The sequence below is a fragment of the Actinoplanes italicus genome, from assembly GCF_003001815.1.
In the GTDB taxonomy this organism is placed as follows: domain Bacteria; phylum Actinomycetota; class Actinomycetes; order Mycobacteriales; family Micromonosporaceae; genus Actinoplanes; species Actinoplanes italicus.
In genome coordinates, this window is the sequence record NZ_PVMZ01000002.1 from 466433 (window position 1) to 478882 (window position 12450).

Here is a 12450-nt window from a genome sequence, read left to right on the forward strand (position 1 = left end):
GGCGGGAGGTTGGTCGGGGAGGCGTGCAGGGACGGTGTGGAGGCCGGGCGGAAGCCCTCGGGGCCGGAGGGGCGCGGGCGGTGCTGGGGCGCGGGTGGTGGGGCGCGGGTGGCGCTTGCCGCAGATCTTGTGCATTTCGGGTCGCTGTGGCGGCGCAACCTCACAAGATCGGCGGGAGGTCGGTCGGGGAGGCGTGCAGGGACAGTGCGGAGGCCGGGCGGAAGCCCTCAGGACAGGGGAGGCACGGGCGGTGCTGCGGCGCGGGTGGTGTGGGGCCCGGGTGGTGCTGTGGCGTCGGCGGTGCTGTGGCGCGGTGGTGTGGGGCCGGGCGGTGCTGCGGCGGGGGCGGTGCTGTGGCGCGCGGGCTGGTGCTGGGGCGGGGGCGGTAGCCGCTGCTCTTAGGGATCCTGAGAGATGGCTGGCAATATTTGCCGGCTCGTTGCTCTGGGTGACGATCACTCTGCGCTATGCAATATTCGGCGATCATTGGGATGTGGAAGATGATCGTCCATTGCGGAGTGTGCAGGAGTCGCGACGCAAAGCGTCATGGCCGGTATTTCGAGATCATTTCAGCGATCGGCGGAAACGTACCGTGATCGAATTAACGCACAATGGAGTGGGACGCGCTGTGAGGAGTCCGAAACAGCAAGACGCCCCGGTGCCGTACGGCCCGGGGCGTGAATGCTGTGTTGGGGGATTGATTCAAGCGGTGGGAGCGCCGACCCGAAGGCCACCGCGACGCTTGACTGCACGCCGCTCGTCTTCGCTCATACCGCCCCATACGCCGGCGTCCTGTCCAGACTCGAGTGCCCACGAGAGGCATTCCTCGGTCACCGGGCACCGCCGGCACACGGCCTTGGCCTGCTCGACCTGCAGGAGCGCCGGTCCACTCGTCCCGATCGGGAAGAACAGCTCGGGGTCCTCGTCGCGGCAGATCGCATCGTGACGCCAGTCCATGGCGGCAAACTCCTTGTTTCGGATGGGGTAATGAAAACAGTGCTGTTTACCTATATGCGAGCGCAGTGGTTGGCGACGGCTTGTACCCGTACGCTCACCGATGCGTCAGCAAGCTTTTGTGTTCGGTGCTGTTTGGCGCTTCTGGATTAGGAACGCGCACAACCCGCAACCGGTTACTTCTTATCGCTTGTGAATGCTTTCACGAACTCACGCGTTGTCAAGGGTAGCGCTGGAAGTTTCTCCCGGCGGGTGAGCTGGCTCACGCACCCATATGTCCGGTTCGGACGGTCCTGCCAGAGCCGGTTGACGAACGCTCCCATCAATGTAGTACGGTCCTGGCCACTTCGCAGACCTTTTGCCCGTGTTTCTGTAACGGATCGTGAGCACCTGTCCGGAACACGTACCCCGCAGTCAGCAGATCACACGTAGCGCACACGGGACGGACACGAAGTGCACCTTCTGCCGTTCCCCTAGGTAGTCGCCGTCCAGCTGGAACGCCTGGGGCCGGGACGCAACCACGGTGAACTCGGTGACGTCATGACGACGTAACACCTGTTTACCTCGTGGATCTCCGGCCCGCCACGCGAGCTGTGTCACGGTCCGCGCGCTGCTCGGAACGGTCAGCTTCCGTAAGGCGGTCACGTCGAGTCCCCGATCGAACGAGGCGTCCGGATTCAAATGGACAGGACGGTCGCCGACGTACGTCCACGGCGCGGTGTTCTGCACGATCACCGTGCCGAGCTCCGTGTCCGGGGTCTCACCCGGCCACTCCAGGGTCATGGGCGGGTTCTTCCGATCCATCCCTACGAGGAACTGGCCGATCGTCGAGCGCATGTAGAGCGCCGGGGTCGAAGTACGGCCACGCTGGCGGGCCTGCTCGACCCGGCGGATCGTCGCGGCGTCCCAGCCGAGACCCGCCGTGAAGGTGAAGTAGCGATCGTCGGCCCGGCCGAGCCCGATCACCCGGTGCCGGCCGTCGCGCAGACCGTCCAGGATCACGCTCGTGCCGTCGGCCCAGTCGCGGGGCATGCCGAGCGCGCGGGCGAAGACGTTCGTCGAACCACCCGGCACCACGGCCAGTGTCGGAACCCGGTCGGCGATCGAGCCGGGCAGGTCGGCGAGCGCGGCCGGGGCGGTGAGCAGACCGTTCACCGCCTCGTTCACGGTGCCGTCACCGCCGAGCGTGACGACCAGATCGATGCCGCTCTCCGCCGCGTCGCGGGCCAGTTTCGTGGCATGACCGCGTCGCTCGGTGTAGCTCACCGTCAGGTCCACGGCACTGCGCAGCGCCCGCACCAGGACGTCACGACTGCGCTCGCTCGTGGTCGTCGCCCGGGGGTTGACCACCAGCAACGCTCGCATGCGCGGACTGTACCCGCCGGAGCGCCGCGGGACTGTCGGTATGGTGCAGCAGTGACCGGTGAGAATCACGTGACTACCAGCGCCGCCACCCTCGATTGGGGGGTCCGGCTGCTGTACCTGCAAGGCGCCGGGCTGAGCGCGCTCACCGCGTACCTCATCGTCCTTGATCTGACCCGCGACGATGTCGTCGTCGCCATCGCCGCCTCGCTGACGGTGATGTGCGCCCTCGCCGCGGCGGCGGTCTTCCTGATCGCGCGTGCCCTCGGGCGCCGTTCGGTCCGGGCTCGCGGGCCGGCCGTGGTGGTGCAGTTGTTCCTGCTGGCCACCGGTGGATTCCTGATTCAGTACGGCACGGTCTGGATGGGTGTCGGAGCGCTGATTCTGGGTGCGCTGACCGCGGCGCTGATCCTCGTTCCACCGAGCAGTCGAGCGTTGGGCGTCGATTAGTGGGTCTCCGGAAGCGGATCAGGGCCTAACCTGAACGGGTGACCGGATCAACGGTGCGCCCGCCCGCCTATCAGCAGCTCGCGGACGAGTTGCGTGCGGAGATCACATCCGGCCGGCTGCAACCCGGCGAGCGTCTCCCACCCGAACCTGAGCTGTGCGTGAAAATCGGCGTCAGTCGCAGCACCGTGCGAGAGGCGCTGCGCCTGCTCGCGAGCCAGCACCTCATCGTCACGACGCGCGGCGTCACGGGCGGCAGCTTCGTCGCCCACCCCGACGCCGAGCAGCTCGCGGACGGCCTCTCCACGGGGTTCGCGCTGCTCACGCACTCCGCGGCGGTCGGGCTAGCCGACCTGCTGGAGCTGCGGCGCGCCCTGGAGGTGCCGGCTGCCGGGCTGGCCGCGGTACGCCGGGACGAGTCTCACCTCGTCGAGCTGCAAGGTGCCCTCTTCGATCCCGGCATCGACGACCTCGCCACGATGCTGGCCGCCCATGCGGATTTCCATCGGGCGATCGCCAAGGCCACCGGGAACCCGCTGTTCGAACTCGTCGGACGTCCCATCTACCAGGCGGCCTACGGCGAGGAGGTGATCGGCTCGCTACCCGAGGGCTACTGGACTCGCATAGACAGCGACCACCGAGCCATCCTCGACCGCCTGACAGCGCAGGACGCCGAGGGAGCCACCAGAGCAGCAGCAAACCACCTCGACTACATAGCGAGAACTCTGCGCTAGAGACCCTCGAGGCCGAGGTCTCCGGCACGTCGCCGACCACCGGACGCGAACGATCGTGCCGGTTCCGGCGGCCTCCTCAAACCGACCCGCCACTGATGGGTCTCTGCTGCCTCGCGGCTGATACCGGTCACCTAGACAAGGCTTTACGACGCCGAACCGGCCCCATAGTCGACGCGAGGTCGTAGCCACGTCACCGGCGGCGTTTTGCCGCGAAGCGGAGCCAGCAAGCTCAGCTCAGAACTCGGTGCGCCGAGTCAGAAGGCGGATGGTGGCTTGCCGGCCGTTGGCCTCGGCGGCGGCGCTCGTCGTGAGGGCCGTCAGCACCTTCCACGCGAACGACGACTCCGACGGCAGCCGGGCCCCGCGGACCGTGGCGACGGTAACCTCGACGGTGAGCGCGTCGTCGGTGACGGCGAAGCGGCATTCCAACTCGGCATTGCGGGTGGCGATGGCCAGGAGCATGGCGCACGCCTCGTCGACGGCGATGCGCAGGTCCTCGATCTCGTCGAGTGCGAAGTGCAGGCGGGCGGCGAGGCCCGCGGTGGCCGTCCGGAGGACGCCCAGGTAGCCGCCGTCGGCCGGAACCGTCAGCAGTACGACGTCGTCTCCGACGTCCGGCTCCGTGTCCGTCATCTGAGTCACCCGAGCCCTCCTCCCGATGGAGAGACTGTAGCGGCTGAAGGACGCTGCGGGACCACCTGGTGACCGCCTGTTCTTCCCGTGCGGGTGATCCGGTGGAGCAGACGTCGATGGCCGGCACGCGGTAAGGGGCGGGCCGGCCACCTGCTGACCGTCACGGTCAGGCCTGCTTGGTCTCCCAGAAGATCTTGGAGATCTCCTCGATCTTGCCGAGCAGCTGGTCGGCGACAGCCGGGTCGACCTGGCCCTTGGCGCCCGCGGCGCCGGCGAGCTTGGTGGCCTCGTTGAACAGCTGGTGCAGGTGCGGGTACTTCTCGAAGTGCGGGGCCTTGAAGTAGTCGGTCCACAGCACCCACAGGTGGTGCTTGACCAGCTCGGCCCGCTGCTCCTTGATGAGGATGGCCCGAGTGCGGAACTCGGGGTCGGTGTTCGCCTGGTACTTCTCGGCGATCGCCTTGACGGACTCGGCCTCGATCCGTGCCTGGGCCGGGTCGTACACACCGCACGGCAGGTCGCAGTGGGCGCTGACCACGGTGCGCGGGGTGAGGAAACGCGGAAGTCGCATCAGGACTCCTCCATAGAGTTTGCGATGATCCGTGATTGACACTACCCCTTACGCCTTTCGAGTAACGCGACGGAGGCTTGATGCCTTGAGGTGGCAATTACCACTGTTCGCCGTGCTCGTCCGGGGGCCCTCCATGGTCCCGACACTGCGCGCGGGAGACGCCCTGATCGTGCGGCGTGGCGGCCGCATACGCCCTGGTGACATCGTGGTCGCCGAGTTCCGTAACCGACCGGGTCTGCTCGTCGTCAAACGAGCCGTCGCGGAGCGTGACGGAGGGTGGTGGCTTCTCGGCGATAATGAATTCGTGGAGGATGATTCCCGTGCTCACGGCGTCGCCGACGTTCTCGGGCGTGTGATATTTCGGTACTACCCGAGACCGTTCCGGTTAAGTTAGTGTCCTCTGATCCCCAGCGCACACCCGCGCTGGAGGTGGTTGTACCGGGTGATCCCCGCATCGCACCTCGAGTTCCGGCGCATACTCGCGACCGGAATTCCGGCAGGTGCCACGTATCAATGTCGATGCAGTGTGGAGCTTCACCGTGTCATTCTTCAGTTTCGAACTCGATCCCGCCCTGGCCGCCGACCCCGTCTTCGACCTGCACCGCAGGGGCAAGATGACGATGAGCGCGACCGTCCCGCTGACCAGCCGCGACGACCTCTCGCTGGCCTACACGCCGGGGGTCGCCCGGGTCTGTGAGGCGATCGCCGAGGACGAGGATCTCTACTCCGACTACACCTGGGTCTCGAACACGGTCGCCGTGGTCACCGACGGGTCCGCCGTCCTCGGCCTCGGCAACATCGGTCCCAAGGCCGCGATGCCCGTCATGGAGGGCAAGTCGGTCCTGTTCAAGCAGTTCGGCGGCGTGGACTCGATCCCGATCGTCCTCGACACGCAGGACGTCGAGGGCATCATCGCCACGGTCAAGGCCATGGCGCCGTCGTTCGGCGGCATCAACCTCGAGGACATCAGCGCTCCGCGCTGCTTCGAGATCGAGCGCCGCCTCGACGCCGAGCTCGACATCCCGGTCTTCCACGACGACCAGCACGGCACCGCGGTCGTCACGCTTGCCGCCCTGCGCAACGCCGCGAAGCTCCTCGGACGCTCCTTCGGCGACCTGCGCGTGGTGATCAGCGGAGCCGGAGCCGCCGGCGTCGCGATCACGAACACCCTGATCGCGGCCGGCGTCGAGGGCGCCAACATGATCATCGTCGACTCGCGCGGCATCATCCACGGCGAGCGCGCCGATCTCAGCGGGATGAAGGCCGGGATCGCCGCCGCCACGAACGTCTCCGGGCGTACCGGCGGGATCACCGAGGCGCTGATCGGCGCCGACGTGCTCGTCGGCGTCTCCGGCGGCAGTATCCCGGAGGAGGCGCTGGCCGGCATGGCCCCCGGCGCGATCATCTTCGCGTTGGCCAACCCCACGCCGGAGGTCCACCCGACCGTCGCGCACAAGTACGCGGCGATCGTCGCGACCGGCCGCAGTGACTTCCCCAACCAGATCAACAACGTTCTGGCGTTCCCCGGCATCTTCCGCGGCGCGCTCGACGTCAAGGCGAGCACGATCACCGACCGGATGAAGGTGGCGGCCGCCGACGCGATCGCCGCGATCGTCGCCGACGACCTCCGGCCCGAGGCGATCGTGCCGTCGCCGCTGGACCCGCGGGTCGCTCCGGCGGTGGCCGCCGCGGTGGCCGCCGCGGCCATCGAGGACGGGGTCGCCCGGCGTGCGGTCGCTCCGGAACCCGCGCCCGTGCCGGCTTCCGCGCCTGCACCCGCCGCGGAACGCCAGCCCGCCTGATCGAACGCCGACCAGCCTGATCGGACGCCGACCAGCCTGATCGAACGCCGACCAGCCTGATCGTTCGGCGGACCTCGCCGAACGCGGGCCCTGCGGAACGATCGACGAGCATCACGCCGTCCGCGCCTCACCGGTGCGGGCGGCGTGTCGCGTTAACGGTCGCTAAGGTCGGGAGATGCGCGCTGCCTTTGCTTCCGCCATTGACCCGTCTGAGCCGCTCAGCGGCCTGACCGTGGGCGAACTGCCGCTCACCGTCCCGGACGGCTGGGTGCCCGTCGACGTCCGGGCCGCCTCCCTCAACCACCACGACATCTGGTCGCTGCGCGGCGTGGGACTGCCCGCCGACCGGCTGCCGATGATCCTGGGCTGTGACGCCGCCGGCGTGGACCCGGACGGCAACGAGGTGGTCGTCTACCCGGTGGTGGAGGACAAGGCGGACCCACGGGGCTTCTCGCTCTTCTCCGAGCGGCATCCGGGCACGCTCTCCGAGCGCCTCGCCGCTCCCCGGGCGAACCTGATCCCCAAGCCCGCGGGGGTGTCGTTCGCCGAGGCTGCCTGCCTTCCCACGGCCTGGCTCACGGCGTACCACATGTTGGTGACCAGGGGCCGCATCGCGGAAGCCTCGTCGGTCCTGGTCCAAGGGGCCGGTGGTGGTGTCGCGACGGCGGCGGTCGCGATCGCGGCGGCTCTGGGGAAGAGGGTGTACGCCACGAGCCGCGACCCCGGGAAGCGCGAGCGGATCGCGGGGCTGGGCGCGACCGCGGTGGAACCCGGGGCACGACTGCCGGAGCGGGTCGACCTGGTGATCGAGTCGGTCGGCGCGGCCACTTTTGATCACTCGATGAAGTGCTCGGCTCCTGGTGCCCGGATCGTGGTCTGCGGTGCGACCGCCGGCCACCGTGCCGAGGTCGACCTGCGCCGGGTGTTCGCGATGCAGCTGGAGATCCTGGGCAGCAGCATGGGCACCCCGGACGAGCTGGTGGCCCTGCTCGACCTGGTGGCCTCCGGCAAGGTGCGCCCGGTGATCGACTCGACGTACCGGCTCGCGCAGGCAGACGAGGCGTTCGCCAGGCTGGCCGGCGGCGACATCTTCGGCAAGATCGTGATCGAGCCCTGAGGCCGCCCGCGCGGCGGGAAGGCCCGTTGCAGCCGCCCGTGCGGAGGGTGGGCCCGTTGCAGCCGCCCGCGCGGAGGGTGGGCCCGTTGCAGCCGCCCGCGCGGAGGGTGGGCCCGTTGCAGCCGCCTCGTGCGCAGCGAAGGCTGGGGCCGTCCGAAGAGAAAGCCCAGCAGGCCCTAGAAAGCGCTGGTAAGGCCCACGCTCGAAGACATCCGCTGCTTCGCGGCCTGGTCACCGCGCAGGGCCCAGAGCCAGAAGTCCGTGGTGGTGGTGGCCACCACGGCCGGATCGTCGCGGTGCGGGAGGTGGCCGCCGTCCGGGATCTCCAGGAAGCCCTTCGGCCAGGGCACCTCGTTGTACGCGCCGTACGCCTGCTCGTAGGTGACGGTCTCGTCCTGCTTGCCCTGCACGAACAGCAGCGGCACGGGGGTGCCCGCGAACGGGGCCGGCTGTGCCATCTGCCGTCCGGCGATCAGCAGCCCGGCCCTGAGCCGCTCGTCCCGGCTGCCGCTGAGCAGGCCGATCGTGGTGATTGCCCCGGCCGAGTGCCCGGCCGCGGCGACGCGCTGCGGGTCGACGACGCCGGACAGGGCGCTCAGCAGCTCCGTGATCACGAACTGGGCGTCGGCGGGCTGGTTGACGACGTCATCGGCGTTGAAGGCGGCTGACCCGTACCACGTATGCGGGTATTTCGGTCCTGCGACCACGAAACCGGCGTGCGCCCACGCGGCCAGCAGATCGGCGTAGTCGTCCGGCTGGGATGTCAGACCGTGGCTGAAATAGATCAGTGGATGGGGGCCGGGCCCGGCGGGCAGCCACACCTTCGTCGGGAGGGGCCGATCGCCACCGCGGTTGAACTCGAGGTCCCGGGTCGACGGGCGCGCGGCGGCGGACACCGACGGCTCGGGATCCGGAGCGGACGTGCAGGCGCTCAGGCCGGCGACGGCGAACAGGGTGAGGAAGGAACGGCGCAACACCCGGGCCATTGTGCCGTCCGAAGATCAGAAATCCCTGGTAGAGCGGGGTATCGGACATCACACCGGGTTCCGCCGAACAGGTGCCGCGCTTCGCCATCCTTGAAGCGTTTGGTTAGGGTCGTGCCCATGTCCGATAACCAGGTCGACCCCAGTGGCAACACCGAGGCGTTCCGGGCGTTCACCCGGACCACGCCCGACGCCGAGGCGCCGTCGAAACTTCCGCTCGTCATCGGTGGTGTGGTCGCGGCGGTCGTGCTCATCGCCGTGATCGTGTGGCTAGCCCTCTGATCCGATCGCCTTCCGGGCCTCCGACGCGATCTCCAGCTCCTCCTCGGTCGGCACCACGCACACCGTGATCGGTGACCCGTCCGGGGAGATGACCGTGGCGTTTCTCTCGTTGCGCTCCGGGTCCACCGCGATACCCAGAGGCTCCAGCCCGGCCAGCGTGTTCGCCCGGACCTGCCGCGAGTTCTCCCCGACGCCGCCGGTGAAGGTGATCGCGTCCACCCGGCCCAGCACGGCCAGATAGGACCCGGTGTACTCGCGGATCCGCCGGCAGTAGACGTCGAACGCGAGCGTGGCGTCCGGATCGCCGGCCTCGTAACGCTCCTGCACCGACCGCAGATCGTTGTCTCCGGCCAGGCCGAGCAGACCGGAGCGGCGGGTCAGCAGCTCCTCGATCTCGTCGACCGGTAACCCGCCCACCCTGTGCAGGTGGAAGATCAGGCTCGGGTCGATGTCACCCGACCGGGTGCCCATCACCAGGCCGGGCAGTGGCGTCATGCCCATCGAGGTGGCCACGCTGCGGCCGGCGCGCACCGCCGTGGCGCTCGCCCCGTTGCCCAGGTGCAGGGTGATCACGTTCGTCTCAGCGACCGGACGGCCGAGCACCCGGGCGGTCTCGCGGGAGACGTAGGCGTGCGACGTCCCGTGAAAGCCGTACCGCCGGAGTCCCCACTTCTCGGCCACCTTCCGGTCGATGGCCCAGAGCGCGCCCTCCGGCGGGATGGTCGAGTGGAACGCCGTGTCGAAGACGGCCACCTGCGGTACATCGGGCAGCAGGTCACGTGCCACGCGTAGCCCGGTCAACGCGGCCGGGTTGTGCAGCGGGGCGAGCGGGATGAGCTCCTCGATGGTGGACAGCACCTCGTCGTCGACCACCGTCGACGCGGTGAACCGGTCGCCGCCGTGCACCACGCGATGACCGATTGCGGCCAGCCCGGACAGGTCCAGTTCGTCCATCAGCCGCCGCAGGGCCGCCGCGTGGTCGGCGGCATCTCCACCGGGCTCGCCGATCCGCTGGATCAGCCCCTTGGACAGTACGTCCGTGCCGTCGAAGAGCCGGTACCGCAGCGACGAGGAGCCGCTGTTCAGCACGAGTACGCGGGTCATTGAACCTCTTTAGGATGGCGAGGCCCCGCGGGCTCGGAAGCGGACCGTGAACCTTGCCCCGTGGGCTCGAAGTCAAGATGGCGAGGCCCGGCGGGCCCGGAAGCGGACCGTGAACCTTGCCCCGTGGGCTCGAAGTCATGTTGAAAAAGGTTCACAGCGCTCCCGCCTGGATCGCCGTGATGGCGACCGTGTTCACGATGTCCTTGACCGTCGCACCGCGGGACAGGTCGTTGACCGGTGCCCGCAGGGCCTGCATGACCGGACCCACCGCGACCGCGTTCGCCGACCGCTGGACGGCCTTGTAGGTGTTGTTGCCCGTGTTCAGGTCGGGGAACACGAACACGGTGGCCTTGCCGGCGACCGTGCTGCCGGGCAGCTTGGTGGCGGCGACCGCGGGGTCGACGGCCGCGTCGTACTGGATCGGGCCCTCCACCGGAAGGTCCGGCCGGCGTTCGCGGACCAGCGCGGTGGCGGCGGCGACCTTGTCCACATCGGCGCCGGAACCCGAGCTGCCGGTCGAGTAGGAAAGCATCGCCACGCGGGGCTCGATGCCGAAGGCGGCCGCTGTCTGCGCCGAGGAGAGCGCGATGTCGGCGAGCTGAGCGGCGTCCGGGTCGGGGTTGACCGCGCAGTCGCCGTAGACCAGGACCCGGTCGGCGAGCAGCATGAAGAACACACTGGACGCCACCGACACCCCCGGCACCGTCTTGATGATCTCGAAGGCGGGCCGGATGGTCGCGGCCGTGGTGTGCGTCGCGCCGGAGACCATGCCGTCGGCCAGTCCACCGGCGACCATCAGGGTGCCGAAGTAGTTGACGTCGCGGACCACGTCGTACGCCAGGTCGAGGGTCACTCCCCGGTGTCTGCGGATCTCCGCGTAGCGCTCGGCGAACTGCTCCCGCAGCTCCGACGAAGCGGGGTCGACCAGGTGCGCCCCGCCGATCTCGACGCCGATCTCACGGGCCCGCCGCTGGATCTCCGCCGGGTCGCCGAGCAGGGTCAGGTCGGCCACCCCACGGCGCAGCAGCGTCTCGGTGGCACGCAGAATCCGCTCCTCGGTTCCCTCCGGCAGAACCAGGTGCCTCCGGTCGGCGCGGGCCCTGTCGATCAGGTCGTTCTCGAACATCAGCGGTGTCACCCGGCTCGACCGGGCCACATCGAGCAGCACCGACAGCTCGGCGGTGTCGACGTTCTCCTCGAAGACGCCGAGTGCGGCCTCGACCTTGCGAGGGGTACTCAACTGTGCCTTGATCCGGTCGGCGGCGGCGATCGTGTGATAGCTGTCGGCCTTGGTGACCAGCATGGCCAGCCCGGTGTTGAGCCGCTCGATCACCCGGACCGCCCGCTCGTCGGCCGGCTCCCCGAGGGTGAGCACCAGCCCGGCCAGCGTCACGTTGCCGGCCGCGTGCGCGGCGCTCGCGGCCACCAGCAGATCGGCCCGGTCGCCCGCCGTGATCAGCAGGGCCCCGTCGGTCAGCGCGCCCAGCACGGTCGGCACGTGCGCGGCGCCGACGACGTAGTCGAGCACGTCACGATCCAGCGCTCCGGCCGATCCGGCGATCACCGTGGCGTCCAATGCGGCCGCCACCTCGCCCACGGTCGGCGCGGCGATCGACGCCACCTCCGGCACGGCCCAGAACGGGACCGGGAGTCCCTCCTGAACACTTCCGGCGATCCCTTGCGGTACGCGGTTCGCGATCAGGGCGACGACCGTCGCCCCAAGATCGATCAAGGAGTGGTACGCGCTACGCGCCGCCGACGCGAGCGACTCCGAGGACCGCCCCTCACCACTGACCACCGGCACCACGACACTGCCGAACTCGGTCGCGAGACGGGCGTTGAAGGCCAGTTCCCGGGGCAGTTCCTCGCGGCCCTCCTCGGCGTTGTCGGCGAAGTCGCTGCCGATCACCACGACAGCGCTGCTGCGCCGTTCGACCTCGCGGTAGCGCTCGACGATCCGCCCGATCAGTTCCTCGCGCCGGCCGTCGGCGACCAGCGCGGACGCCTCGGCCACCGTGACGCCGGACGACTCCTCGACCCCGACCGGACCGGGATAGCGCTCGCGCAGGACGGTGAGCAGAGGGTCCTGCCCTGATCCGGCGACCAGCGGCCGGAAGACGGCCACCTTCGCGACCTGACGGGATAGCAGCTCGACGATGCCGAGAGCGACGGTCCCCTTGCCGACGGACGGGCCCAGGCCCGCGACGTACACACTCCGTGCCACGCCTTCAACCTACCGGCCCGGAACCTTCCCGGCCGGGCCGAAAGTCCCGACCATCGAGGTTTACTCGTCATCCTCGTCGTCGCGGGCCAGCCAGGTGGCGAAGCGTTCGATCGGGGTCTCGAACTCGGGGTTCATGTCGACGAAGGTACGCAGCTGCTCGCCGATCCACTCCAGGGTCACGGTCTCCTCGCCGCGCCGCTGGACCAGTTCCTCGATGCCACGATCGGTGAAGTACAT

Annotated in this window: 14 protein-coding genes; 6 read left to right on the forward strand and 8 right to left on the reverse strand. The window is 69.1% G+C overall.

The window, feature by feature from the left end; all coding sequences use genetic code 11:
• Nucleotides 1-702: 702 nt before the first annotated feature.
• Entirely contained in the window at nt 703-957 is a 255-nt protein-coding gene (locus CLV67_RS06155) for a WhiB family transcriptional regulator (RefSeq protein WP_093619131.1), read from the reverse strand.
• 411 nt (nt 958-1368) lie between these two features.
• Nucleotides 1369-2319, reverse strand: coding sequence for a diacylglycerol/lipid kinase family protein (locus CLV67_RS06160; RefSeq protein ID WP_106316153.1), 951 nt, complete (start codon nt 2317-2319; stop codon nt 1369-1371).
• Nucleotides 2320-2370: 51 nt separating this feature from the next.
• On the opposite strand from CLV67_RS06160, the gene CLV67_RS06165 reads away from it, so the two are divergent.
• Complete coding sequence (locus tag CLV67_RS06165) at nt 2371-2766, forward strand: hypothetical protein (protein ID WP_239166008.1); 396 nt, start codon at nt 2371-2373, stop codon at nt 2764-2766.
• A gap of 38 nt (nt 2767-2804) precedes the next feature.
• Nucleotides 2805-3497, forward strand: a complete 693-nt coding sequence (locus CLV67_RS06170) for a FadR/GntR family transcriptional regulator (RefSeq protein ID WP_106316154.1) — start codon at nt 2805-2807, stop codon at nt 3495-3497.
• A 234-nt stretch (nt 3498-3731) separates the two neighbouring features.
• Here CLV67_RS06170 and CLV67_RS06175 read toward each other — a convergent pair whose 3' ends face one another.
• On the reverse strand, nt 3732-4130 hold the full coding sequence (locus CLV67_RS06175; RefSeq protein WP_106316155.1) for an ATP-binding protein: 399 nt from the start codon (nt 4128-4130) through the stop codon (nt 3732-3734).
• Nucleotides 4131-4296: 166 nt separating this feature from the next.
• Nucleotides 4297-4701 carry a superoxide dismutase, Ni gene (sodN, locus tag CLV67_RS06180; protein ID WP_093619126.1) on the reverse strand — a complete coding sequence of 135 codons (405 nt, stop codon included), beginning with the start codon at nt 4699-4701 and terminating at the stop codon, nt 4297-4299.
• Nucleotides 4702-4786: 85 nt separating this feature from the next.
• On the opposite strand from sodN, the gene CLV67_RS06185 reads away from it, so the two are divergent.
• From CLV67_RS06185 to CLV67_RS06195, 3 genes are all read left to right on the forward strand, one after another.
• The gene (locus CLV67_RS06185) at nt 4787-5095 is read left to right on the forward strand and encodes a S26 family signal peptidase (RefSeq protein ID WP_275414863.1); all 309 of its coding nucleotides are present in this window, start codon (nt 4787-4789) and stop codon (nt 5093-5095) included.
• A 220-nt stretch (nt 5096-5315) separates the two neighbouring features.
• Complete coding sequence (locus tag CLV67_RS06190; protein ID WP_170153771.1) at nt 5316-6503, forward strand: NAD(P)-dependent malic enzyme; 1188 nt, start codon at nt 5316-5318, stop codon at nt 6501-6503.
• Nucleotides 6504-6678: 175 nt separating this feature from the next.
• Nucleotides 6679-7620, forward strand: a complete 942-nt coding sequence (locus tag CLV67_RS06195) for a zinc-binding dehydrogenase (protein ID WP_106316156.1) — start codon at nt 6679-6681, stop codon at nt 7618-7620.
• Nucleotides 7621-7796: 176 nt separating this feature from the next.
• Here the strand turns inward: CLV67_RS06195 and CLV67_RS06200 are convergent, their stop codons facing one another.
• Nucleotides 7797-8597: an alpha/beta hydrolase family protein gene (locus CLV67_RS06200; RefSeq protein ID WP_170153759.1), complete on the reverse strand. Its 801-nt coding sequence runs from the start codon at nt 8595-8597 to the stop codon at nt 7797-7799.
• Between the two features lie 126 nt (nt 8598-8723).
• Between CLV67_RS06200 and CLV67_RS51705 the strand changes: the two genes are divergently transcribed.
• Nucleotides 8724-8885, forward strand: a complete 162-nt coding sequence (locus CLV67_RS51705; RefSeq protein ID WP_170153760.1) for a hypothetical protein — start codon at nt 8724-8726, stop codon at nt 8883-8885.
• Here CLV67_RS51705 and CLV67_RS06205 read toward each other — a convergent pair.
• The 3 genes from CLV67_RS06205 to CLV67_RS51710 form a co-directional block, all read right to left on the reverse strand.
• Nucleotides 8874-9989, reverse strand: coding sequence for an acetate/propionate family kinase (locus CLV67_RS06205; RefSeq protein WP_106316158.1), 1116 nt, complete (start codon nt 9987-9989; stop codon nt 8874-8876). The two genes, CLV67_RS51705 and CLV67_RS06205, sit on opposite strands and share 12 nt — an antisense overlap.
• 151 nt (nt 9990-10140) lie before the next feature.
• Nucleotides 10141-12213 (reverse strand): phosphate acetyltransferase, encoded by a 2073-nt coding sequence (gene pta, locus CLV67_RS06210; protein ID WP_106316159.1) that lies wholly within the window; start codon nt 12211-12213, stop codon nt 10141-10143.
• A gap of 60 nt (nt 12214-12273) precedes the next feature.
• The gene (locus CLV67_RS51710; RefSeq protein ID WP_170153761.1) at nt 12274-12450 is read right to left on the reverse strand and encodes a DUF6104 family protein; all 177 of its coding nucleotides are present in this window, start codon (nt 12448-12450) and stop codon (nt 12274-12276) included.

Coding starts and splice junctions, on each gene's coding strand:
- CLV67_RS06190 (WP_170153771.1), top strand. CDS start 5,316: ATGACGATGAGCGCGACCGTCCCGCTGACCAGCCGCGACGACCTCTCG.
- CLV67_RS06155 (WP_093619131.1), bottom strand. CDS start 957: ATGGACTGGCGTCACGATGCGATCTGCCGCGACGAGGACCCCGAGCTG.
- CLV67_RS51705 (WP_170153760.1), top strand. CDS start 8,724: ATGTCCGATAACCAGGTCGACCCCAGTGGCAACACCGAGGCGTTCCGG.
- CLV67_RS51710 (WP_170153761.1), bottom strand. CDS start 12,450: ATGTACTTCACCGATCGTGGCATCGAGGAACTGGTCCAGCGGCGCGGC.
- CLV67_RS06205 (WP_106316158.1), bottom strand. CDS start 9,989: ATGACCCGCGTACTCGTGCTGAACAGCGGCTCCTCGTCGCTGCGGTAC.
- CLV67_RS06195 (WP_106316156.1), top strand. CDS start 6,679: ATGCGCGCTGCCTTTGCTTCCGCCATTGACCCGTCTGAGCCGCTCAGC.
- CLV67_RS06160 (WP_106316153.1), bottom strand. CDS start 2,319: ATGCGAGCGTTGCTGGTGGTCAACCCCCGGGCGACGACCACGAGCGAG.
- sodN (WP_093619126.1), bottom strand. CDS start 4,701: ATGCGACTTCCGCGTTTCCTCACCCCGCGCACCGTGGTCAGCGCCCAC.
- CLV67_RS06175 (WP_106316155.1), bottom strand. CDS start 4,130: ATGACGGACACGGAGCCGGACGTCGGAGACGACGTCGTACTGCTGACG.